This is a genomic window from Gloeocapsa sp. PCC 7428 (assembly GCF_000317555.1).
In the GTDB taxonomy this organism is placed as follows: Bacteria; Cyanobacteriota; Cyanobacteriia; order Cyanobacteriales; family Chroococcidiopsidaceae; genus Chroogloeocystis.
Map to the genome: position 1 here is coordinate 2836682 of NC_019745.1, position 24080 is coordinate 2860761.

Consider the following 24080-nt stretch of genomic DNA (forward strand, 5'->3'; position numbering starts at 1 on the left):
CTTGCTATTTTTACCCAGCTTATATTTAAGCAATTTTTTATCTGAGCATTACATAAATTATTTAAATTAAGTCATACTACTTTGTCACGTCTGTTTTGGAGTTATGGATGACCGCGATAACGAAGAAGCGCCAGTTTTTCAGCAAATGTCTTTAGAACAAAATCTGTTCCAACAACTCAAGTTAGACTATCGCCAAATTATCATAAATTACTTTGTCAATAATGAAGCATCTAGGGAGAGAATTGATAAATTTATTAATAAAGTGTTTGATTATAACCTTCCTGTACCAAAAATTATAGAAATTCATATGGATTTGATTGATGAATTATCTAAGCAGTTAAAAGTCGAAGGGCGGAGTGATGATATGTTACTCGACTACCGTTTGACACTCATCGATATTTTGGCGCATTTATGCGAAATGTATCGTTGTTCGCATCGCTAGATTATAGTAACGCCTGTAGGGCTTAATCATCTTACATAACTCAAACCTTGCTGTTATGAACGTACTCAAAAAGACTTATGTGTTGAAGCTGTATGTAACTGGAAATACATATCGATCGGTACAAGCAATTAAAACTCTCAAAAAAATTTTGGAAGAAGAGTTTCAAGGTATTTATGCGCTCAAAGTCATTGATGTACTGAAAAATCCGCAGTTAGCCGAAGAGGATAAAATTCTCGCAACGCCAACTCTAGCTAAAATACTACCACTACCGGTGCGTAAAATTATCGGTGATTTATCTGATAGGGAAAAAGTACTCATTGGGTTAGACTTACTATACGAAGAATTAAGAGAAGGTGAGGACGCTAGCGAGTAAGTCCTTTTGCTCCATAAGAAAAATTAGTTATTTACAACCTGGTTTGAGTAAGCATTACAGCAATAAAAAATGGATGATATTAGTAATCAAGTTATTTTAAAAAATACCAAATTACCAGAGGGCGTGCAAAAAATCCGCACAATGATCGAAGGATTTGATGACATTAGTCACGGCGGACTTCCATTGGCAAGAACAACGTTAGTAAGTGGTACGTCTGGCACGGGTAAAACTTTATTATCAATGCACTTTCTTTATAATGGTATCGTTTATTTTGATGAACCTGGAATTTTTGTAACTTTTGAAGAAGATCCCATTGATATTATCAAAAATGCCGGTAGTTTTGGCTGGGATTTACAACAGTTAATCAATGAAGGAAAGCTGTTTATTTTAGATGCAACACCCGATCCTGAAGGGCAAGAGGTTGTTGGTAATTTCGATCTTTCGGCTTTAATTGAGCGCCTGCAATATGCAATTAATAAATACCGAGCTAAAAGAGTTTCTATTGATTCAATTACCGCACTCTTTCAGCAATACGAAGCGGCTTCGGTAGTCCGCCGCGAAATTTTTCGGCTAATTGCGCGCATGAAGCAAATTGGCATTACAAACATTATTACAGCCGAGCGAACCGAAGAATATGGTGCGATCGCTCGCTTTGGCGTCGAAGAATTTGTTTCAGATAATGTGGTAGTTGTCCGCAATGTTTTAGAAGGAGAACGGCGACGACGCACAATCGAAATTTTAAAAATGCGCGGTTCATCGCACATGAAAGGCGAATATCCTTTTACGATCGCCACAGGCGGAATTAGTATTTTCCCACTAGGAGCAATGCGCTTAACGCAACGCTCGTCTAATATTCGCGTTTCTTCAGGTGTAAAGACGCTCGATGAAATGTGTGGCGGTGGTTTCTTCAAAGATTCAATTATTCTCGCAACCGGCGCAACGGGAACTGGAAAAACTCTATTAGTCAGTAAGTTTTTGCAAAATGCGTGTCTTAATGGCGATCGCGCGATCTTATTTGCCTACGAAGAATCCCGCGCGCAGCTATCGCGAAATGCTTATTCGTGGGGAATTGATTTTGAAGATTTAGAACGTCAAGGATTACTCAAAATTATTTGTGCTTATCCTGAATCCGCAGGTTTAGAAGATCACTTACAGGGTATCAAATCCGAAATTGCGCAATTCAAACCCTCGCGCATTGCCATCGACTCACTTTCCGCGCTAGCACGTGGAGTTAGTAATAACGCGTTTCGTCAGTTCGTTATTGGTGTCACCGGATATGCAAAGCAAGAAGAAATTACCGGATTCTTTACGAACACCACCGATCAATTTATGGGTTCGCATTCGATCACTGACTCGCATATTTCGACGATTACAGACACTATTATTATGCTGCAATACGTAGAAATTCGCGGCGAAATGTCAAGAGCAATCAACGTGTTTAAAATGCGGGGTTCTTGGCACGATAAAGGAATTCGCGAGTATACTATTAGCGCTGATGGACCTGAAATTAGTGATTCCTTCCGCAATTACGAACGCATCATCAGTGGTGCTCCTACACGTGTTAGCACCGATGAAAAAGCAGAATTATCGCGCATTGTTAAAGGTTTTCAAGATAGCGCAGGTTCTTCCTAATGGATAGCTAATGCGGTTGAAACCGTAGTTACATAAACAAAACTTGTCTTCACAAGTTTTTAAAAAGTCCATGCAGGTGGACTTTGTATGTCTAGCCGCGAATAAATTCGCTAGGCTCCCTAATGTTCGCGTTCCGCAAGTTCTAACCAACGTTCGGTTGCAGTATCGATCGCTTGAATGAGTTGTGCTAAGCGTTGTGATAATTCTTGCATTTCGGTGAAGCTACTTGGAGAATTGTTGTAGAGAATTTTCTCAAGATCTTCCTTTTCTGCTTCCATTTGCGGAATTTGAGTTTCTAGCACTTCATACTCGCGCTTTTCTTTAAATGACAGCTTGCGTGGCTTTTCTTGTGCTATTTCTACCCTTTTGCTTCCTCTACCCTTTTGCTTCCTTTGCCCCTCTGCTTCCTCTGCTCCCTTGCTCTCCTGCTCCTCTGTTGCTTTGTAGTCTAAATAAACTGAGTAGTTACCAGGATATTGGCGTAAATTACCACCAGGTTCAAAGGCAAAAATGGTATCAACCGTGCGATCAAGAAAATAGCGATCGTGCGAAACAACAATGACACAACCGTTAAAATCTTCAAGATATTCTTCTAAAACAGCAAGCGTTTGCACGTCAAGATCGTTCGTTGGTTCATCTAAAATCAGAACATTCGGCGCACTCATTAGCACTCGCAAGAGAAATAACCGCCGCTTTTCACCACCAGAAAGTTTGTGAATTGGTGCATACTGCTGATTGGGTGGAAATAGAAATCGTTCCAACATTTGCGATGCCGTAATCACACTACCGTCAGATGTTTTGACAAGTTCCGCAACGCTTTTGAGGTATTCGATGACTCGTTGATTCTCGTTGAGAGTAACATCCTCCGAGTGCTGATCGAAATAACCAATGTGAATTGTCGAGCCAATGTCTACCGTTCCTGCGTCAGGTTGCACGCGTCCGGTAATAATATCCATCAGTGTAGACTTACCGGCTCCATTACTACCAATAATTCCAATGCGATCTTCGGGATTAAAACTATAAGTAAAGTCATTAATGATTGTCCGCTCGCTATAAAATTTACTGATATGTGTTAGCTCAATAACTTTCTTACCAATTCGACGACTGGCGGTAGAAATCTCAACTTTACCTTGCGCTTGTTTAAAATCCTGCGCTTGCATTTCCCGAATGCGGTCAATACGAGCTTTTTGCTTGGTACTACGCGCTTTTGGTCCTCTTTTTAGCCATTCGAGTTCGCGCCGCAACACTCCTACGTGTTTGCGCTGGCTACTAGCTGCGGTTTCTTCGGCTTCGGCTTTTTTCTCTAAGTAATAGGCGTAATTACCCACGTAGGCGTAGAGATCGCCGCGATCAATTTCGAGGATGCGATTGGTGACGCGATCTAAAAAGTAGCGATCGTGCGTAATGAGTAGCAACGCGCCGCGATAGCGATTTAAATAGCTTTGCAACCACTCCACAGATAATGCATCCAAGTGGTTTGTTGGTTCATCCATTAGTAACACATCAGGTTCTGACAACAGCGCCGCCGCCAGCGCAATTCGTTTGCGATAACCACCGGATAAATTGCCAATTTTGGCATCAAAGTCTTGAATACCCAGCTTTGTGAGAATGATTTTGGCATTCGTTTCGAGATCCCACGCCCCTGCTGCTTCCATTTGTTGCGACAAGTTAGAAAGGCGCGCTATTAGCTTTTCGGTATCGCCTTGCTGATGCGCAAGTTGTTCGGATAGTTCCTCATACTCGCGCACCAACGCCATTTGTTCGCCACTATCAGCAAAGACTTGTTCTAAAACGGTGTGACTTTCGTCTAACTCTGGCTGTTGGGGTAGATAAACGATTTTGGCTCCCGAATTGACCCAAATTTCCCCGCTGTCGATTGGTTCTAAGCCAGCAATCATTTTCAGTAGCGTTGATTTGCCAGAACCATTGGTGCCAATTAGCCCAACTTTATCACCTTCTTCAAGGCTAAAACTGGCATCTTTAAAAAGTTCTTTGATACCAAAGTCTTTTTTGAGCGATCGCAGCGTAAAGATAGTCATTGGTCACAGCTTATCCACTAGTAACCAGTCTAACGAGTTCATGCGTAATGAATAGCAACAATTACCACCCTATAAACTACCTCAGTGTTTCGCAACAAACCAGTCGATCAGTTTTCGAGCAATACTTAACGGTGGTGGAAGCTTTGGCAGATTGTGTTTGTGAAACCAGCCAGCATCGACTAACTCTTGCGGTTCAATTGTAATATCACCATCTGCATAAGTCGCAGTAAATCCAATCATTAACGAATTAGGAAAAGGCCACGGTTGCGATCCAAAATAGCGAATATCTGTAATCTCAATGCCAACTTCTTCACGCACTTCCCGCACCACAGTTTCTTCTAAAGATTCTCCTGGTTCCACAAAGCCAGCGAGTATGCTATACATTCCTGGGGGAAATCGATGCGCGCGGGCTAGCAATAACTCTTCACCACGCGAGATCAGCACAATCACTGCGGGTGAGAGGCGAGGATAGTTAACTAATCCACAGCTAGGACAACGTTTAGCACGTTCGTGTGGTAGTTGTGTCATTGGCGTTGCGCAGTGTCCGCAATACAAATGAGCGCGATCCCACTCAACGATTTGAATTGCACGACCACTGAGCATAAATACGTCTTCGTCTAATGTGCCGTATAATTCACGCAGTCCACACAAAGACATTCCATCGGGTAGGAGTGCATTTTTAGGTAATTCGGCGGAATAACACAGTTGATCGTCTAATGTTCCGAGAAATTGCGTGCGTACAGGCGTTAAGCCAATTTCTTCTAAGCTAACGAGATAAGGTACATGACTAATAGTTTCTTCCTGGCGAACTAGCAACTGATTGCCAACAAAAGCAAACCACCAAGCAGGTTCAGAAGTTTGTACAGGTGGGGCAATGCCAGGGATGAAGATACGATGCATTATTAGTAGAAAGCAATCGACCTTTATAATATCACTGCGATTAAGCCGCGAAAAAAGTATCTTGATGGATAAATTGTGCAGCGTAAACCCACTCCAGAAGAAATTATTGCCGCAACGGGGAAGACGGTTCCAGATATTATTGCCCCGAATTTACGTGTTTTGTTTTGTGGTATTAATCCTAGTGTTTATAGTGCCGCTGTGGGACATCACTTTGCACGTCCAGGAAATCGCTTTTGGCGATCGCTTTATAGTGCAGGTTTTACAAATCGATTACTCTCGCCTTTTGAAGATCGCGACTTGTTGCAATTTGGCTATGGTTTAACAAACATTGTCGATCGCGCAACTGCAAGAGCCGATCAATTAAAACCAGAAGAACTTGTTCAAGGTCAACAACAGTTAATCGCGAAGGTACAGCAGTATAGACCACGATGTCTAGCTATTTTGGGTATCAGTGCATATCGCACCGCGTTTAATCGTCCCAAAGCTGTCATAGGGAAACAAGATGAGTTGTTACATGGTGCGATCGCTTGGGTATTACCTAATCCTAGTGGATTAAATGCTCATTATCAGCTTGCAGATCTTCAACGCGTGTATCGAGAATTGCTCGTTGCAATTGAGGATTGATTTCCCTCTGTTGTCCCCCAATTCTGGAGGAAGATCAAATTCACATACTACGAGCATGGAGGGATTCGAACCCCCGTCCCTTAGAACCGGAATCTAATGCTCTATCCACTGAGCTACATGCCCTTGTCTCTCTAAAAGCATAGCATTTCTCACGCCTTGAAGTGCGATCAAATTAATTGTGTTGGGAAGCGATCGCCCTTTGGCAATTTATTGTGAGTTTGCTGGTATAGATGGGCATCTTAAAAATAACGGTGCTACGTGGTTATCACGTATTGCTAGCAACACCAATTTACTGAATTGGAGATAAGAAGATGCCAATAGGATTACCAGAATTTGTGGATAATCCCGAACCGCGCTGTCCAGTAATCTTATTATGTGATACATCAGGCTCAATGGCAGGTCAACCGATTACTGCTTTAAATGCAGGAATTGCTGCTTTTCGAGACGACGTTTTTAGAGATGATACAGCATCTTTACGAGTCGAAGTAGCCTTTGTTACCTTTGGTCCTGCACGCTTAGTCCGAGATTTTGTAACAATCGATAACTTTATGCCGCCATTATTGCAAGCAGATGGCGTGACTCCTATGGGAGAAGCGATTGAATTCGCCTTAGATTTATTAGAACAACGTAAAGAAACATACAAAACTAACGGTATTCAATATTATCGCCCTTGGCTGTTGTTAATCACCGATGGCGCACCTACTGATAATTGGTTTCAGGCTGCGCAACGTGTAAGACAAGGCGAGATGCAGCGGCGGCTGTCCTTTTTTGCGATCGGTGTTGAAGGTGCAGACATGAATACACTACGACAAATTGCACCACCAGAACGCCCACCAGTAAAACTTAATGGCTTAGATTTTCAATCGATGTTCTTATGGCTTTCTACTTCGATGAAGCGCGTTTCGTGTAGCCAAGTCGGAGGATCAATGGTTTCGCTACCACCAGTTGGCTGGGGACAAATTACAACATAAGGCACGATGAATCATGAGTTGGAAAGCAATATCTCGTTCGGCAATTGGAACGAGTCATCGCAAGCAACATTTGCCGTGTCAAGATTACGGTAGCTATCAAGTGTTCAATAAAGTTATCGTTGGTGCGGTAGCTGATGGGGGGGGTAGTGCTAAATATGCAGATATTGGTGCGAAATTAGCCGTTGATACAGTCATAGAACATTTTACTGAATTTGAAGCCTATTTGCGCAAGCGAAAACACTTTTGGCAAAGAAATATTCCGCCAATAACTGAGAGATACGCTACCAAGATTTTCACTAAAGCGGTGAAAAAGGTTGCGGCGGTGTTGAAAGAACAAGCCATCACTAAAGGCTACTCCGTCAATGATTTGGCGTGTACTTTACTTGTCGTCATCGCTACCCCGACTTGGATTGCAGCAATGCAGATCGGTGATGGATTTATTGCAGTACGTTTCCCCGATCAACTGCAAATACTCTTTCCACCACATAAAGGCGAGTACATCAACGAAACAACATTTGTCACTTCAGCAAATGCTTTAAAAGCAATGCAGGTATGCGTCTACGAAGGAAAGCAGAAGTTTATTTGCGCTGCTACCGATGGGTTGGAACGTGTGGCAATTCGCATGAGTGATGGAACGCCGTTTGATCCGTTTTTTCAACCTTTAGAAGAGTATTTGCAAGAAACCCAAAATCCTGAAGCCGAAGACGAATACTTAAAAGATTTTCTCAGTTCAGATCGACTCAACGCCCGCACTGACGACGATAAAACTTTGCTGTTGTGTTTATATGACAATAACTCGTGCTAGTAATCATCAACCTGTTGCTTTAGGCAAACAAATTGCCAGCAGCGGTGAAGGAGAAGTTTGGGAAACAAATCTCAATGGTTATCTTGCTAAGATTTACCACAATCCTACACCAGAGCGGATCAAAAAGCTGGAAGTTATGATCGCAAATCCTCCAGACGATCCAATGCTTCAGTACAATCATACCGCGATCGCCTGGGCTAAAGATTTACTCGTAGACCAAAATGGTGCTACTGTCGGCTTTTTAATGCCTGCGATTCAGAATAGCAAAGAACTTCCTAGCGTTTATCTTCCTAAGTTACGCAAGCGCAGGGCACCTGGTTTCAATTGGTATTATCTACACATTGCCGCACTGAATACAGCTTGGATTATTCAAGCAATTCACGCTAAAGGTTATGTTTTAGGAGATATCAAACCACAGAATATACTAGTCAGCGATCGCGGTTTAGTTGCTGTTATCGATACTGATTCATTTCAGGTACGCGACGTGCGATCGGGCAAAGTTTATCGCTGTACCGTTGGTTCTGAAGGTTTTACACCTGTTGAACTTTTAGGGCAAGATTTTTCAACTACCGATCAAACTGAAGTTCACGATCATTTTCGCCTAGCAGTCTTAATTCATTATCTCCTATTTGGTTATCATCCCTTTTCCGGTGAGTGGCAAGGAGTTGGCGATCCACCAGAACAAAACGAACTCATTCGGCGCGGATTCTGGGCTTACAGTCAAAATAGTCTCATTCGCCCTAGTCGCAATACAATTCCCCTTGATGTTGTTCATCCAGAAATCAAACGCTGTTTTCTACAATGCTTTAACGATGGGCACACCGCACCGCACTTACGCCCCACTGCTGAAGATTGGCACAATGCGCTTATAGTTGCAGTTAATGATTTAGTCGCCTGCAACACACTCGACACTCATCACTACAGTCGCAGTTATGGAAAGTGCTACTGGTGTGAGAGAAAAGCAACGCTTGGCGTCGATATATTCCCTGGTAATTCTGGTACGGCTTCAGTACCTACGGTTTTAGGAATTTCTCGTGTATCTACAGCTAGTCAGAACACTACAACATTGCCATCAACATCAATACAAACTGCTGTAACTTCAACATCATCAATTTCACAGTATCTCAGTAGCTCTTTACCTGCAACTACTTTACCTCAACAGCTAGCTCAAAATACAAAAGCTAGTTTACCAGAATGGCAAAAAGCAGTTCTTACTGGCAGCGTAATAGGAGTCTTTCTTTTTGTTGGTTTGCTTTTAACAAGACAGCAACCACAATATATTCAAGCATCACCACCACAATCAGTAGCACAACAAGATCTTTCGCTACCGCCAGAAACTTCATCTCCGGTTGAATCTAGCATTAGATCAATCGAGCAAGCACCATCAAGTTCAAGTCTAGTATCAGTTGAACAAGAAGTTTCTAATCAAAATCAAGTTTCTTATTCTCCACCACCATCATCAATTTCCCAACAAGAAGCAGTAGCACTAATTAATAGATGGCAAGAATACAAACGTCGATTATTTGCACCTCCTTACGAGCGATATTTGGGTGGTGAAATACTTACAGGGAAGGCTTATCACGACAACATTAGTAGAGCAGATGGTAAAGAAAGTTCCTCCGAATGGTTAGAAAATGATGGTTCTTACTATACCTATGGCATACAAAGTATTGATTCTATTGAAAACTTTGCCGCAAGTGGTAATCAAGCAACTATTGACTTAATAGTTACTGAACAACGTACTCTATATGGCAGTAGTGGCAGAATAGATCGCAACGGTAGTGCTTTTGATACAAGATTGGTTCGATACAACCTCCAATTGATCAATGGACAGTGGAAAATTGCAGATTATCACACAGTTAAAACTATCTCAAAAAGATAGAGTCAGTTTTTATCAAATATAAAAAACTAATATTGTGAATAAACAATCAGAAATAAGAAAGAGAAATTTAAATAAAGTTTCCTTTCTAATATATCAAATTCGTTTTTTAACAATTACTACATCTGTAGCCAGTATATTTTTTATTCTAGGATTAATATTAATACAATTTAAGGATAAACACTTATTAGACAAATCCCAAATTTTACCTCAAGGAAATGATATATTTCTTCCTTTACCTCAAGTAACCTCATCTGTATCACCTACACCAAGTATTGTTAGTCCCATAACTCAACCTTCTCCTTATTCCACTGAGTTTGCAACACAAGGTAACCACTTAAGTCAGGAAGAATTCTATAAGTTTTATCCTTCCAGCTTGCAAAGCAGCCAAGCATTGCAAGAGGTTGTAGACAGAGTTATTAGTTTTATTAGAAGCAAGAATTTATCAACAGCAAATTTATCAATTAGTCTCATTAAAGTTAACTCAGGGGAAGTAGCAGAGTATCAAGCAGAGAAATTGAGATATCCAGCTAGTGTTGTCAAATTATTTTGGTTGGTAGCTATCTATAGCTATTTTGAAGCAGGCATTCTACAAGATTTAGAGCAATTTCATCCTGATTTATACAAAATGCTTAAAAAATCTGACAACGAAGCTGCCAGTCGTTTACTCGATTCAATCACTAACACTAGATCTGGGGCTAAATTAAGTTCGCAAGAATATCAAAGTTGGTTAAATCAACGATACTCTGTCAATAGATTTTTTCAAAAAGCAGGATATGAAAATATTAATATTAGTCAAAAAACTTTTCCTATTCCCTCTGAAGATATGTATGAACCTAAAGGAAAAGATTTAGAGATGAGAGGCGATCCCAAAAAACCAACTCGTAACAAAATTTCAACTCAACAAGCTGCTAGGTTAATGTATGAAATCTTTACCGAAAAAGCTATTTCACCTGGATACAGTCGTGAACTACAAAAATGGTTGACTTGGGATTTAAATTCAAGTGAGTGGAAAAATATAGATCCCAACACAAGCTTTAACCCAATTACAGGCTTTTTTGGTGAATCTTTACCAACTGATACTTATTTTGCTTCCAAAGCAGGTTGGACTTCTAGTACTAGACAAGAAGTAGCATATATAAGTGACGGGAAAACTGCTTACATTTTAGCAATCTTTGCTGAAGACCGCGCTTTTGCCCAAAACTGGGAAATTTTTCCTCAAATGTCTCGTCTAGTTTATGAACATATGACACGCGATAAATAAACTAGTTTTTATAAGAATAAGTTGATTTTGTCAGCTTGTTTCTTGTTGCAGTTGCATTTTTCTAGCGCTGCGCTTTGCGCGATCGCCTTTAACTTAAACAAAAAATATTTTTGAGGCGATCGCACTTCCCGAACTAGAATGATGAATGCGATCGCTCTTAAAAAATTTACCCATCTACGTTCCTAGTTCTCTGACATAGGGAGGACGGCTTTTTACTAACTGTTTAATAAGACAAGAGCTTCCGCCTGGGGTTGTAGTTCTTCTGGAACAAGGTACTGAATAAGAACACTACCTATCTAAACACAAAGCTTTAGTCATCTCGTCCGTCGCCTTCTCTAAGCTGACGAATTAAGATTACAGGGCTTTGTTGAGTTCCTGTTCTTCGCCTTATGCTTTCGCATCTAGCAACAATCTTATGATGCGCGGCTAAACCTTTACAGTACCTTATCTCTCGCTCTAGTGCTTTAATCACCGCATCATTCAAAGACTCGTCTTGCGACTTGTGCAATTTCAACTGAGTAAGTAATCCTACTGGAAAACGCACAGTCAAAGATTCTCGTTCTTCCATTTTATGGAACTATAACGTGATACCAAATAATGATATCACAAACTAAATTATAATGAGAAAAGCCTACTTCCTTCACATCTGATTTGTTCAGATTTAATAAAGCACAGTCCCCAAAGAGATCGCACCAAATACGATAAGAATTATTCCTGAAGTTCTATTAATCCATACAAAACCGCGTTGAGAAAAGCGCGATCGCAAAACATCAATTCCAAAACTGAGAAACAACCACCATAAAGCTGAACCAATAAACACACCTATCACTAAAATTATTGCATCAAAATAACTTCCTTCTACCACTCCCAACCCCGCAAAAATTGCCACGAATGAAAGAATTGTTGCAGGATTAGCCAACGTCAGAAACAACGTAGAAGCATAACTACCAAATAAACTATTACTTTTAACCGAAGCAGAAACTTCTGCTGGTTTACTCAAGAATGTTTTAATACCGAGATAACAGAGAAAGATTCCACCAATTAAACGAATCCATAGCTGTTGATTAACTAAAAAATTAGAAACCAAGGTTAATCCAAAACCAGCAATGCAACCATAAAAAGCATCAGCCGTCGCCGCACCCAAACCCGAAACCAAACCCGCAGTATGCCCATGCGCGAGAGTGCGCCGGATGCATAATACCCCAATTGGTCCTACTGGTGCTGCAATTGAAAAGCCGAGAATCATACCTTGCAGCAAAAAGCTGATATTCATGAATGTATAGAATTATTTGGTGGTAAAGGCATTACTGCGGTTTCTTTAAGTGTGGATAAAACTACTGTGGTACGGGTTCTTACAATTCCTGGTAGTTCTTTAAGGTAAGCTTAGCGAATGAATTCCCTGCTACACAAACAAAGTCCACGGAGGTGGACTGACTCTTGTTTGTAGTGTACGAAGGTACACTTCGCTCAAGTAGCCCCTGACTTTAGTCAGAGGGCGTCTACGATTCACAACGATAATATTTAAACAGCAACTTGAACTGTGTTGTGTAGTATATTCTCTATTTGCCAGCAATTCAGGTCAGTTAAAGCGCGATCGCGATACATTCCATACCGTTGCTGCTTATTTTTAATCCTCTGTGCTAAATCGGGTAGAATTCCAAAATTAGGAGGCATTGGCTGAAAATGCTTCGGTGATGCGGAACTAATAAACTCAAACAGCGCCCCCATCATTGTAGTTTGTGGTAGGCTTAACGGTTCTTTCCCCAATGCCAGCCGCGCCGCATTTGTTCCGGCTAACCAACCACCAGCAGCAGCGGCGGTATAACCTTCTGTACCAATTAACTGTCCCGCAGCAAGTAAAGTCGCACGCTGTTTAAACTGCAAAGTCGGTAACAGTAACTCTGGGGCGTGGATAAAAGTATTGCGATGCATCACACCCAGTCGCACAAATTCTGCGTTTTCTAATCCAGGAATTAGCTGAAATATGCGTTTTTGTTCGCCCCACCGCAGATTTGTTTGGAATCCTACCATATTCCATAACTTACCCGCCTTATCTTCTTGACGCAGTTGCACTACAGCATAAGGGCGCTTCGACTGATTTTCGGGGGCGCGGAAGTCGCCTTGACGGGCGTCAAATAATCCGACAGGCTTGAGTGGACCATAACGCATTGTATCTTCGCCGCGTCGCGCTAATTCCTCAATGGGTAGACACGCTTCAAAGAATTTTGCAGTTTCGCGTTCAAAGTCTTTTAGTTCGGTTTGTTCGGCTGTACACAGTTCTTGCCAAAATCGCAAATACTGCTCGCGATTCATCGGACAATTGAGATACGCCGCATCGCCTTTATCGTAACGCGAAGCCAGAAACGCGATATCGCGATTAATTGATTCACCAACCACAATTGGGCTAGCAGCGTCAAAAAAGCTGAGATATTCCATCCCTGTGAAGCGCCGTAACTCTTCGGCTAAAGTCGGGCTAGTAAGAGGACCCGTTGCGAGGACAACAATGCCCGATCGCGGAATTTCTGGTACTTCTCCCCGTCGTAATTCTATCAGAGGGTGATTTGCCAAAGTTTCGGTTAAATCGTGGCTAAAGCGTCCTCTATCCACCGCTAATGCGCCACCCGCAGGAACCGCGTGTTCGTCGGCTTTTGAAATCACAACCGAACCCAAACGGCGTAGTTCCTCGTGCAATAAACCAGCGGCGCGATCGCTTGCTTGCGCCCCAAACGAATTACTGCACACCAACTCAGCTAACTCTTGCGAATGATGTGCTGGACTAAATCTCGTAGGGCGCATTTCATGTAGAATAACAGGCACTCCCAAAGCAGCAATTTGCCAAGCAGCTTCTGTACCTGCAATTCCTCCACCTATAACATGAATAGGTTCTTGCATCAATCCCTCCAATTTTCTTGACTCGCTAACTGCTAACTGTTTCCGATTACCAATTACCGATTACCCATTAGCGTATCTAACCAATTTGCAACAACTGCGCGATCGCATTCGGGACTGGCAAAACAATCACAACCAACACAGCCAAAGCAAGTAAACCGAAGAAGTCACGTAAATTATCAAGTTCGGTGACATCATTTAATGCAGGTTCATCGTAAATGGGCATAAAGAATAAAATGATTGCCCACAGCAAAAATCCTGGCTGTAGTAAAGCTAGTGCCAATACTAAAAATCGCGCAATCTGACTAACAACGATTGCTCTGCGTTGTCCAAACATAGCATGAACGATATGCCCGCCATCAAGTTGCCCTACAGGCATTAAGTTTAGTGCAGTAACGACGAGTCCCAAAAATCCAGCAAACGCTACGGGATGGAGGTCGATCGCAGTGTTAGCCGTTAGTTGAGCGCCCAACATTAGCTTACTCAATAGCGCGAGTAACAATGAGTAATTTGGGTTTAATGCATTGGGGTCGAATAAACTTGGTTGCTCTGGCAGCGGTACGATAGTAGAATTCGCTAAACCCCATACCAAAAAGGGAATTGTTGCAATAAACCCCGCGATCGGACCGGCAATACTGACATCAAATAATGCTTTACGATTGGGAACCGGACTACGCATTTGAATAAACGCCCCAAAAGTTCCCAAGAAAAACGGCACGGGAATAAAGTAAGGCAATGTGGCGCGAATTTTGTAGTATCGTGCTGCGCTATAGTGTCCTAGTTCATGGATTCCTAAAATTGTCATTAACGCGAGGGAATACGGCAGTCCTTGCAACAAAACACTAGGATCTGAACTAAGAGTTGTAATATTAGCACCGGCAATTTCTACGCCGACGATGGTTGTTGTCAGAAGCGTTGCTAGTACTAGTCCTAACGCGAGAACAGGTCGAGTTAATTTTTGTTGAGCGCGATTTGCCCGTGCTTGAGGGTTAGGGACTAAGGCAAAAAATGGTTTGCCGTTTAAACCTTCTTGTAAGACTACCTGGAAGCGATCGCCAAATTGAGCTTGAATATTTTCTTTAATTCGTTGGTAAGCAGCGGTTGGCGTCGTTCGCAACTGTCCGTAGCAAATCACCGCTTGGGGACGATACTCGATATTATGAATGTAAAATATCGACCAAGGAAAACAATCGCGCAACTGTTTCTCTTCAGAAGAGTCAATCGGTCGCACTGGCGGTGCGGGTTCAGCTTTCTGTGCGATCGCAGGTTTGATCTCAGAAGAAGATTCATTTGGCGACGCTGAGGCGGAATTTGCGTCTCTACGCCCCCACTGGATGAGCAACCAATACAAAATTGGGCAAATAATAAATGGTCCAATAACCAACGGTAATGGAATCGGTTGATTTGGACCGGCGCTAGCTGTCCAAGCGCTCCAGATGAACGCTGGTGTCATGAGAACCAGCCATAAAATCCACACTGGTGTGCGTGTAATTCGCGTCACGCTGCGCTGCACAATCAAGTATGTAAAAATTCCCAGGAGGAGGAGAAGCCAAAAGTTCATGCTGATTTTAGTTAATTTAAAAATTGGTCCAACTTGTTCTATTTGCGTTAGTTAAAAGAGTTAGAGATAGACTATTTACTTGCCTCACTCCTTTAATCAAGTAGACCTACACACCTTTTTTCCCTAAAAGCCGATATTTCTAACGTTGTTAACCCCGATCGCTGCCCAGTGACACAAAATCCCGAACAGCTTGCTAATCATAGCGCTCAAAACACCTTGCCTCAGCAGGCGAGTCGCTCCAAACCACCACAGGCTATTTGGAACCACATTTTTGCTTTTCCACCTAATCGGGACACTTTAGGAGGAACCGCTTATCTTATTGTAGAAAACGATGGGAATATCCTGATCGATTGTCCGCCTTGGAATGAAGATATTCAACAATTTTTGCAATCCCTCTTGGGAGTGAAGTGGCTGTTTCTCACGCACCGAGGTGCTATTAGCAAATCCGTCAAAGAAATTCAAACTTTTTTGAATTGTGAAGTTGTGATTCAAGAACAGGAAGCTTATTTACTTCCAAAAGTTCAATTGACATCGTTTCAACACGAAATAACGCTTAGCCCAACGACACAAGGTATTTGGACACCAGGACATTCGCCTGGTTCAGCGTGCCTTTACTACCAGAGTCACGGTGGTATTTTGTTTTCTGGTCGCCATTTGCTACCAAATCAACAAGGTGAGCCTACGCCGCTACGCACCGCCAAAACTTTTCACTGGCGACGCCAAATCAACAGCGTAGAGAAACTTTTACAGCGTTTTACTCCAGAAACACTCCAGTATATTTGTCCTGGTGCGAATACTGGCTTTCTTCGTGGTAAAAAAGTCATTGACCAGGCATATCAGCGCTTAGCGGCTTTGGATTTAGCAGCATTGGTGCAGTTTCAAGCCCCTCTTTGAAAGAGCAAGGAGCAGAGGAGCCAGTGCGGTGCGGGAGGTCGGTTGCGTGCGGAGGTGTCCTCCGTTGAGCAAACCGACCGTAAGTTTTCCTCCGTTGAGGAGCCACTCTCGTGCGGGGGTTCCCCCCGTTGAGAGAAGTGGCGTACAACTGGCGTGGGCAGAGGAAGCAGAGGAGAGTAAATAATGATAAATGAGCTTAACTCAAAACTAGTCACTCACCCCTTACCCCTAATTCAAGACTTGCCTGCTAAAACTGAATGTGTCGCAAACTGTTCTATTGCAGCTAAATACTGCCGATCTGCCTCGGTTGCTATTTTTTCGCGGGTAATCGGTTCTTGTGGAACAACCAAGTCAGGCGTAATACCCAGTTTATTGATATCGCGATGCTGCGGAGTTTCATATTTAGCCACAGTCACCGCTAAACCTGAACCATCGGATAGGTTAAATAGTGACTGAATCAATCCTTTACCAAAAGTTGTTTCGCCGATAACTTGAGCGCGTCCGTTGTCTTGTAGCGCGCCTGCTAAAATTTCACTTGCACTCGCGGTTCCTTGATTGACTAAAACGACGAGTGGATCTTGTGTGATTGCTGAGTCAAACGCTTCAAAGCTGCCTTGGATACCTTGACGGTTAACTGTGTAAACGATTGTGCCTTCGTCTAACCATAAACGGGCAATTTCAATGCCTGCTTGCAGCAAGCCGCCTGGATTGTTACGGAGATCGAGAATATAAGCATTTGCGCCTTGATTTTCGAGATTGGCGATCGCATGAGCAAGTTCTGCTGTTGCATTTGCATTAAATTGTGTTAAGCGAAGATAACCAATTTTAAGGTCGTCTGTAACTTGACGTAACTCGGCGACAACAGGATTTAATTCAATCCGCGATCGCACAAGTTGAATTTCGGTACTTTCTTCGGCTTGCGCGCGTTGCAGCACTAAAGAAACTTTACTCCCCGCAGGACCGCGCATTCGGGCTGCGGATTCGTCTAAGGTTAGTTCTGTTGTTGAAACACCATCAATCGCGAGGATGCGATCGTGGGGACGAATTCCCGCTTTTTCTGCTGGAGAACCAGCGATCGGCGCAACAACTTCTAACTGTCCGGTTTTTGGCTCCAGCGCAATTTGTAAGCCAACTCCGGTCAATTCTCCCGACGTATTTACCTGTAAACTACGGTACTGCTCTGGTTTCAAGAATCGCGTGAACGGATCGTCTAAAGTTGCAAGCATTTTTTGGATCGCTTCATACGCCGCTTCGCGGTCATTCAAGGGCTGCTTGATTGTGTTCAGCCGCAGTTTTGACCAGTTTTGATGATTAAAAGTGTCATCCAGATACACGCGATTAACGATTCGCCAAGCTTCAGACACCAACTTTTGTTCTTCGGTCAATGCAGCTGCTGGTTGCACCCAACAAGTCACAGCTAGCAAAATTGGCAAAATTGCTAATAGCCCAATCTGAAATACTTTTTTATACATCACACGTATCTAACCTTGGTTGCCGCCCCGAATTATGAAATCCTTCTCTCGATTATGTTACTTTTTTTATAGTACGAGTGCAGTCAAACCTATCTGCTGACCCTCATTGGGGAAAGTACAAAGCACCTGCAACTGCTCTCAGTTGCGCTTATTTGACAACAAACTGGATTTCCAGTAATTGCCAAATCATGACACAGCCTCTCCTTTCTTGTTTAAGACTGGGAGTTTTATCAACCGCAATCTATTTTTAGGAACTCTTGCTTCATGTTTTCCAAGCAGGTAACCGACTCAAAACTTTACAATTGGTTTGAAGAACGTCTAGAAATTGAGGCACTTGCTGAAGACGTTACAAGCAAGTACGTCCCTCCCCACGTTAATATTTTCTACTGCTTCGGCGGGATGACGTTGACTTGCTTTTTAATCCAGTTTGCGACTGGATTTGCGATGACATTTTATTACAAGCCAACCGTCGCGGAAGCTTACACCTCCGTACAGGCACTCATGACCGATGTTAACTTCGGCTGGCTGATCCGCTCGGTTCACCGCTGGTCTGCCAGTATGATGGTTCTGATCATGATCCTGCACATTTTCCGCGTTTACCTTACTGGTGGCTTTAAAAAGCCTAGAGAACTCACTTGGGTAACAGGTGTCGTTCTTGCGGTGCTGACGGTTTCATTTGGTGTAACCGGTTACTCTTTACCTTGGGATCAAATTGGATACTGGGCGGTAAAGATCGTTAGCGGTGTACCCGAAGCGATTCCAGTTGTCGGAACCTTGATTTCTGATATGCTGCGTGGTGGTTCGAGTGTCGGTCAAGCAACCTTGACTCGTTACTACAGCGCTCACACGTTCGTGCTGCCGTGGTTGACTGCGGTCTTCATGCTGCTGCACTTTATCATGATTCGTAAGCAAGGTATTTCTGGTCCGTTGTAATCGTAGCGCTAAGCAAGCGGTAAGCATTGAGTTTGCCGCTGCCTAGGTACAAAATCTAAAATAAGTTATTTGACTCACCGATAAAGGAGAGCACTCTTAACAATGGGAACATTGAAAAAACCGGATCTAAGCGATCCAAAATTGCGCGAAAAACTAGCCAAGGGCATGGGTCATAACTACTATGGCGAACCTGCTTGGCCTAATGACCTACTGTACATCTTCCCTGTCGTGATTTTAGGGACTGGTGCTTGCATTGTTGCGCTTGCGGTTTTAGACCCAGCAATGGTAGGCGAACCAGCAAACCCATTTGCAACACCGCTAGAAATTTTACCTGAGTGGTACTTGTACCCTGTATTCCAAATTCTCCGCTCGGTGCCAAATAAACTACTAGGCGTGCTAGCAATGGCAGCTGTACCATTGGGCTTGATCCTAGTACCGTTTATTGAGAACGTAAACAAATTTCAAAATCCCTTCCGTCGTCCAGTTGCAACCACAGTATTCATGATTGGTACTTTGGTGACGCTTTGGCTCGGAATTGGTGCTACATTCCCTATTGATAAGTCTTTTACACTAGGTTTGTTCTAATCTAGCCGAGCGATCGCGCTCATGACGCCTGTAGGTTTCTTCTTAAGTGCTGAGGTACTGTGCAAGAAACATTTACAGGCGTTATTTGTTCTAGGTTACTATGCCAGCGATCGTTGATCATTTGCTAGAACTAGCTATCCTAGAGGCAGAGCCGGATAAAAAAATGCGATTGAATTCATCACTACAATTTACTCTAGGGAACTTAGCCCGCTGGCTTGCTATTTTTGCAGTGATTTGGCTGTTAGGCGCAGTGGGATTAGGTTGGTTAGTTAATTCGTTTTTAATTTTATTTGGGCTACTGCTGCTTGCACCCGTTATTGCCTTTGTCGGTTTTCGTTGGTGGCTTGAGCGTAACTTAATTCAAGATAAGTGTCCTGTATGTCGTTATGAGTTTACAGGGTTAAACAAAACTCAATTACAGTGTCCTAATTGCGGTGAACCACTGAAAATTGAGCAAGGTCATTTTCACCGCTTGACACCGCCTGGGACAATTGAAGTCCAAGCAGTTGAAGTTAAAAGTCAACAAGTTGAAGATTGAGTAACAACGCGATCGCCTCGCAAGTGACAGCAATTATTTTTTCGTGTGCGATATCGATAGCGTGTACGGGTGTCTTGCTTGCGATCTTTCACCAATGTACAGCGAGTATCTTCCTGGTTGCCAAAAGCCAGAGATTTGAGCGCTTCCGCCAGAAAACTGGTCGGCGAGTACGCAAAAGCGCCCTCCTGGTCCCTCAATTAATAGTGTTGGTTGCCCTTGAGTTTTCACTTGTAGTTGTAAGTACGGTAGTGGTTGTGTTACCTGGATAACTTGACTGGGTGTACCAGAAATGTTGCCGCAATTACTATTTTTCGCGCCGCCAGAAGTTCCTTGCACAACAATCGGATCTGGTTGGAAGTTGGGCGCGATTTTTACGACAGGTGCATCAGCCAGTGCAGCAGTAGTGAGAATTAAATTAGCGGCTAACGCTGTGGGAACAACCAGCCAATTTCTGCGCGTCTTCATCTTAATTTTGCTCCGACTGTTTCCACGCGATTGATCATTCATCCTGACTTAATTTTTAAGAAGATTGGGTATTTACTCTAGTTCCTTTTGTTACTTCATTCTACAAAGGCAAAAAATCGATTATCGAACGATGTATGCCACTTTCTGAAGTAGCCAAAATATAGCAATTGCAGCGATGCTTAGGACGTGGTTTGACACTCCCCGCTCGCGCGTTGATAGTTGATAGTTGACAAAGCCTTCCCACACTCTGTTCACTGTCAACTGTTCACTGCTATAGCATCTATATTGTTCATGTGAAATTAATTTGCTTTTTTGCGGCAATCGTAGTATGTAAAAGCTTAATATCCGCTAAGATGTCGCTAAAACATGATAGTTTGCCGAAGCAAGCGCTTTCGTTTAACATCATGCAAACAGTGCAGCGGAAATTAACATGAACTCTCAACCTGAGCAGGAATTAGAACAACGACTGCAACAACTGGAGGCAGAATTAAATTCTCCTACCTCACCACCTGTTGTTGTCGAACCGCAACCATCCGCATCGCCAACCGATCGCGCTTCGGTTGTGCCTGCGGTGCTGTATCGCTTTGTCAATTGGTTTAGTGGCTTGTCGAATATCGGGAAACTGATTGTCGTCGCCGTCGGACTCGTCATTGGGCTTGCTGTCTTGCGTGCAGTCCTCAAACTTGTTGCTGCTGTCATCAGCTTGGCATTTTTGGCAGTGCTACTATACTTTGTCTATCAGTTTTTGTTGGCGCGTACTTCGGATAAAAACTAATGGGATTTGTGTCGGCGATCGCTACGGTGTCAAACAAAATATCAAAGGGGAAGGTGTGATGGCGAACTCAACTGTAAGGAGAAGTGTCAATCGCGATCGCCGCCGTGCGGGGCAAGAAAAATCAAAATCCTTGCCACTCATAACGAGGCGCTTTGCGGCTTGGACAGTCGAAGTATCTTTAATTATTACGAGTGCTGTAGTTCCTTTCGGATTAGGAGTCTATACTCAAGCACGCACTGAAGGAACGCAGCCGATAAATCCAGTACTAGCAACAGCCGAAGACGCGATCGCGACAACCTTGGCGCTGCCGCCAAGTAACCGCCCGCAACAAGTCGCCCCGCTGACAAATTGGCTTTGGACGGGCGCGTTAGTCGCCCCGATTATCCTGAGTAGTTGGCAGCTATATCTCCTCGCCAAAACAGGTAGTACTCTCCCTAAGCGTTGGTTTGGCGTGCGCGTTGTGACTGCTGCGGGAAATCCTGCGGGAATGCGACGTATCCTGCTACGCGAAGTTGTTGGGGCTTGGGGCGTACCACTGCTAGTCGCTTATGCGTTGTGGCACTTTAGCAGTGCGTTTCCTTCGCTGGGAATGTTGGCAGGATTTTCGCTACTGACAGTACTCGGAGAAGGCATCAGCGCGCGCTTTAACCGTTACCGTCGCTGCTGGCACGATCTACTAGCAGGAACTTATGTGGTTGACGCTAATCGTAGCTATGCGGCGTTACTGGGCAATTTACGCCCCGCAACGAGTCCGTTGATTCCCCAGTACGCACCATATGCCGCGCGTCCTGTGCCAACTGTGACAATGGCAACAGCTGTACCACCCCGCAAACGCCAAAGACCCGATTGGTGGCGTTGGATGCGGCGAAATCCTGGTTTTGCGATACTATTTATCACTCTTAGCAGCATGGCGGCTGTTCTTGGTACTTTAGTCGGTACTCAAGTTTACATTCAAACACAAGCAAACCAACGTCAGCTAAGACAGCAAAATAGTCAACAATTTTTAGAATTGGTGCAAAAACTCAGTGATAACGCACCTACGACTGTAGAAGAACGTCGTAAAGCAATTACTGCACTAGGAACACTCAACGATCCGCAAGCCCTACAAATGCTTGTCGATCTTTTAGGGCAAGAAACTGATCCGCTTTTGCTAGATACGATTCAACAAACAATCGCGAGTACTGGGCTACACGTCATCCCACATTTGCGGCGCTCCAATCAGTCTATAGCTAATGCGTTAGACTACGTGCGCTATAGCAGTAAACCCGAAGAACTGACACTGCATCAACAACGTCTCGAAGCAACACAACGCGCGATCGCCAATCTCCTAAGTATCTATAGTGGTCATCTCAACGGCGTTGACTTAAGCCGGACAATTCTCGGAGAAAACTTGACTGATTCGGCTTTACCCTTCGCGCTGTTTCTCGATAATGTCAATTTATCAGGAATTCAACTGCGCGGTGCCAACCTCAACCAAGGAAGTTTTCGCGGTACGCAATGGCGATCGGCGGGTGAAGATCGCCGCTGGAACACCGCTGACGATCGCATTGCTGACTTGAGTGACGCGCAACTCAAAGCCGCAAACTTAACGGAAGCTAACCTTAGCCGGATCGCGATGCATGGCGCAAATCTTACCCATGCGATTCTTAACCGCGCGAATCTTGCTGGCACAAACTTGATGGGTGCTAATCTTAGTAGTACGCAAATTGTCGGCGCTAACTTGCAAGATGTCGTGTTAGAAAACGCCAGTTTGACTGGTACCGATTTAGCCGCCGCTGATTTATCGCGTGCGAATCTCCGTGCAGCAAGATTAGGTCGTGCCAGTGCTTTAGGTACGCAGTTACAATATGCTAATGCGACGGCATCTGACTGGCGCGGTGCTGATTTATCCGGCGCGGATCTCAGTCACGCTCATTTGAAAGATGCTGACTTGAGTGATTCGCGACTGAGTGGTGTCAGTTTTCGCAATGCACAGTTGCAAAATACCAACTTGCGCAATGCGGATTTGAGAAAAGCAGATTTACGCGGCGCGCAGTTAGTCCAAACTGATATGCAAGGCGCAATTCTTTTTAAATCGCCCTCTCCCGATCAATTTATTCAAGCCCCCCCCGAAGCGATGCTGTCTGCGATTGTCGAGGGTGTTGATTTTAGCAACGCGAAGAATTTAGATGCGAAACAACTAGCGTATATTTGTACACAGGGTGGTCGTCATCCTCGTTGTCCCTAATTTATTGAATGCTGAGTGGCTAGTGATTGGTAGTTAGTGTTGAGTGTTGAATTAACTCAACATTCATCCGTGATAACTTCTCTGCTTTTAAAGCCCTAGCCCCGATTGATGTGAGGAGTGGTGAATAATGCAACGTTTGAATTATTTTGTGGGAGTAGGTGCGATCGCACTCATCAGCGGTTTGACACAACCAGTATTCGCCCAAGCGGCTTATGGTAGCTATATCGGTGTTGGTCCAGCGGTAGGATTAAGTCGAGACGCCAATGACGACGGTCGTCAACTTGGTGGTGTAGTTGCGGTACGATACAAAATTTTAGAAGCACCTTTTTCTTTACGGACACAAGCATTTATCGGCAGTAATACCGCTGTTGTCCCTACAGTTTCCTATGATGTCCCACTGAGTTGGCAAACTGATGCATATATCGGGGCTGGAATTGTCTTTACTAACGGAAATACGCCTTCTCCGGTAGGAGATCAAGTCAGTTTTGCGCTACAGCCAGGAATTGATTACGTTGTTCCTAATAGCAATACTGTCATATTTGGTAATGCGGTGATTGCTTTTGATGCTTTCCAGAATGGCGGTGGTAATGCGATATCCATTCAAGGCGGTGTTGGTTTGAGATTTAGGTAATTTGCTATTGTCTTTTCGCTTGAGTGCGGGTTAAGCATCAGTACTGCTCCTTATGAATATCTCAGGAGCAGTGAATCGTTATTGACTTAGCAAATACTACCTCTAAAAGACCACTTAATACGACACAGCTATTCTCAAGTCATTATGACTTTAATTATCTAGTTTCACATTACTGATATAG

The 24080-nt window shown here is 43.5% G+C and carries 23 protein-coding genes and 1 tRNA gene; 15 read left to right on the forward strand and 9 right to left on the reverse strand.

Annotated elements, in window-relative coordinates; translation table 11 throughout:
* Window positions 1–103 precede the first annotated feature (103 nt).
* From GLO7428_RS12430 to kaiC, 3 genes are all read left to right on the forward strand, one after another.
* Window positions 104–442, forward strand: coding sequence for a circadian clock protein KaiA (locus GLO7428_RS12430; protein ID WP_155823712.1), 339 nt, complete (start codon window positions 104–106; stop codon window positions 440–442).
* 55 nt (window positions 443–497) lie between these two features.
* Window positions 498–815, forward strand: a complete 318-nt coding sequence (gene kaiB, locus GLO7428_RS12435; protein ID WP_015188903.1) for a circadian clock protein KaiB — start codon at window positions 498–500, stop codon at window positions 813–815.
* A gap of 69 nt (window positions 816–884) precedes the next feature.
* Window positions 885–2447, forward strand: coding sequence for a circadian clock protein KaiC (gene kaiC, locus GLO7428_RS12440; RefSeq protein WP_015188904.1), 1563 nt, complete (start codon window positions 885–887; stop codon window positions 2445–2447).
* Window positions 2448–2566: 119 nt separating this feature from the next.
* Here the strand turns inward: kaiC and GLO7428_RS12445 are convergent, their stop codons facing one another.
* A complete protein-coding gene (locus GLO7428_RS12445) occupies window positions 2567–4486 on the reverse strand; it encodes an ABC-F family ATP-binding cassette domain-containing protein (protein ID WP_015188905.1) in 1920 nt (639 codons plus the stop codon).
* A gap of 81 nt (window positions 4487–4567) precedes the next feature.
* Window positions 4568–5386, reverse strand: coding sequence for an NAD(+) diphosphatase (gene nudC / locus GLO7428_RS12450; protein ID WP_015188906.1), 819 nt, complete (start codon window positions 5384–5386; stop codon window positions 4568–4570).
* A gap of 75 nt (window positions 5387–5461) precedes the next feature.
* Here nudC and mug point away from each other — a divergent pair, with 75 nt between their 5' ends.
* Window positions 5462–6010 (forward strand): G/U mismatch-specific DNA glycosylase, encoded by a 549-nt coding sequence (gene mug / locus GLO7428_RS12455; RefSeq protein ID WP_015188907.1) that lies wholly within the window; start codon window positions 5462–5464, stop codon window positions 6008–6010.
* Window positions 6011–6060: 50 nt separating this feature from the next.
* Here the strand turns inward: mug and GLO7428_RS12460 are convergent.
* Window positions 6061–6133 (reverse strand) — tRNA-Arg (locus tag GLO7428_RS12460).
* 188 nt (window positions 6134–6321) lie between these two features.
* Between GLO7428_RS12460 and GLO7428_RS12465 the strand changes: the two genes are divergently transcribed.
* Genes GLO7428_RS12465 through GLO7428_RS12480 form a run of 4 tightly spaced genes read left to right on the forward strand, consistent with a single transcriptional unit; the run spans window position 6322 to window position 10929 of the window.
* A complete protein-coding gene (locus tag GLO7428_RS12465; protein WP_015188908.1) occupies window positions 6322–6981 on the forward strand; it encodes a VWA domain-containing protein in 660 nt (219 codons plus the stop codon).
* 13 nt (window positions 6982–6994) lie between these two features.
* A complete protein-coding gene (locus tag GLO7428_RS12470) occupies window positions 6995–7786 on the forward strand; it encodes a PP2C family serine/threonine-protein phosphatase (protein WP_015188909.1) in 792 nt (263 codons plus the stop codon).
* Window positions 7767–9668: an IMS domain-containing protein gene (locus tag GLO7428_RS26055; protein WP_015188910.1), complete on the forward strand. Its 1902-nt coding sequence runs from the start codon at window positions 7767–7769 to the stop codon at window positions 9666–9668. Before GLO7428_RS12470 ends, GLO7428_RS26055 begins: the two co-directional genes overlap by 20 nt.
* Before the next feature lie 34 nt (window positions 9669–9702).
* Window positions 9703–10929: a serine hydrolase gene (locus GLO7428_RS12480; RefSeq protein ID WP_015188911.1), complete on the forward strand. Its 1227-nt coding sequence runs from the start codon at window positions 9703–9705 to the stop codon at window positions 10927–10929.
* Window positions 10930–11239: 310 nt separating this feature from the next.
* On the opposite strand, the gene GLO7428_RS26720 is transcribed toward GLO7428_RS12480, so the two are convergent.
* From GLO7428_RS26720 to GLO7428_RS12495, 4 genes are all read right to left on the reverse strand, one after another.
* Window positions 11240–11497 carry a YlcI/YnfO family protein gene (locus GLO7428_RS26720; RefSeq protein ID WP_015188912.1) on the reverse strand — a complete coding sequence of 86 codons (258 nt, stop codon included), beginning with the start codon at window positions 11495–11497 and terminating at the stop codon, window positions 11240–11242.
* A 93-nt stretch (window positions 11498–11590) separates the two neighbouring features.
* Window positions 11591–12202 (reverse strand): LysE family translocator, encoded by a 612-nt coding sequence (locus GLO7428_RS12485; RefSeq protein ID WP_015188913.1) that lies wholly within the window; start codon window positions 12200–12202, stop codon window positions 11591–11593.
* A 248-nt stretch (window positions 12203–12450) separates the two neighbouring features.
* Window positions 12451–13821, reverse strand: a complete 1371-nt coding sequence (gene trmFO, locus GLO7428_RS12490; RefSeq protein WP_015188914.1) for an FADH(2)-oxidizing methylenetetrahydrofolate--tRNA-(uracil(54)-C(5))-methyltransferase TrmFO — start codon at window positions 13819–13821, stop codon at window positions 12451–12453.
* 76 nt (window positions 13822–13897) lie between these two features.
* Window positions 13898–15379: a site-2 protease family protein gene (locus GLO7428_RS12495; RefSeq protein ID WP_015188915.1), complete on the reverse strand. Its 1482-nt coding sequence runs from the start codon at window positions 15377–15379 to the stop codon at window positions 13898–13900.
* A gap of 168 nt (window positions 15380–15547) precedes the next feature.
* Here GLO7428_RS12495 and GLO7428_RS12500 point away from each other — a divergent pair, with 168 nt between their 5' ends.
* A complete protein-coding gene (locus GLO7428_RS12500; protein ID WP_015188916.1) occupies window positions 15548–16273 on the forward strand; it encodes an MBL fold metallo-hydrolase in 726 nt (241 codons plus the stop codon).
* A gap of 233 nt (window positions 16274–16506) precedes the next feature.
* Here GLO7428_RS12500 and ctpA read toward each other — a convergent pair whose 3' ends face one another.
* Window positions 16507–17745 carry a carboxyl-terminal processing protease CtpA gene (gene ctpA, locus GLO7428_RS12505; protein WP_015188917.1) on the reverse strand — a complete coding sequence of 413 codons (1239 nt, stop codon included), beginning with the start codon at window positions 17743–17745 and terminating at the stop codon, window positions 16507–16509.
* Between the two features lie 264 nt (window positions 17746–18009).
* Between ctpA and petB the strand changes: the two genes are divergently transcribed.
* The 3 genes from petB (at window position 18010) to GLO7428_RS12520 (ending at window position 19801) form a co-directional block, all read left to right on the forward strand.
* Window positions 18010–18678: a cytochrome b6 gene (petB, locus tag GLO7428_RS12510; protein ID WP_015188918.1), complete on the forward strand. Its 669-nt coding sequence runs from the start codon at window positions 18010–18012 to the stop codon at window positions 18676–18678.
* 102 nt (window positions 18679–18780) lie between these two features.
* Complete coding sequence (petD, locus tag GLO7428_RS12515; protein WP_015188919.1) at window positions 18781–19263, forward strand: cytochrome b6-f complex subunit IV; 483 nt, start codon at window positions 18781–18783, stop codon at window positions 19261–19263.
* Between the two features lie 100 nt (window positions 19264–19363).
* Window positions 19364–19801, forward strand: a complete 438-nt coding sequence (locus tag GLO7428_RS12520) for a hypothetical protein (RefSeq protein ID WP_015188920.1) — start codon at window positions 19364–19366, stop codon at window positions 19799–19801.
* 33 nt (window positions 19802–19834) lie between these two features.
* On the opposite strand, the gene GLO7428_RS12525 is transcribed toward GLO7428_RS12520, so the two are convergent.
* Window positions 19835–20266: a hypothetical protein gene (locus tag GLO7428_RS12525; protein ID WP_015188921.1), complete on the reverse strand. Its 432-nt coding sequence runs from the start codon at window positions 20264–20266 to the stop codon at window positions 19835–19837.
* A gap of 430 nt (window positions 20267–20696) precedes the next feature.
* Between GLO7428_RS12525 and GLO7428_RS12530 the strand changes: the two genes are divergently transcribed.
* The 3 genes from GLO7428_RS12530 to GLO7428_RS12540 all read left to right on the forward strand — a co-directional run bounded on the left by GLO7428_RS12530 (window position 20697) and on the right by GLO7428_RS12540 (window position 23899).
* On the forward strand, window positions 20697–21041 hold the full coding sequence (locus GLO7428_RS12530; RefSeq protein ID WP_015188922.1) for a hypothetical protein: 345 nt from the start codon (window positions 20697–20699) through the stop codon (window positions 21039–21041).
* Window positions 20998–23268 carry a pentapeptide repeat-containing protein gene (locus GLO7428_RS12535; protein ID WP_231295480.1) on the forward strand — a complete coding sequence of 757 codons (2271 nt, stop codon included), beginning with the start codon at window positions 20998–21000 and terminating at the stop codon, window positions 23266–23268. Before GLO7428_RS12530 ends, GLO7428_RS12535 begins: the two co-directional genes overlap by 44 nt.
* A gap of 127 nt (window positions 23269–23395) precedes the next feature.
* Window positions 23396–23899, forward strand: coding sequence for a hypothetical protein (locus tag GLO7428_RS12540; RefSeq protein ID WP_015188924.1), 504 nt, complete (start codon window positions 23396–23398; stop codon window positions 23897–23899).
* Window positions 23900–24080: the final 181 nt, after the last annotated feature.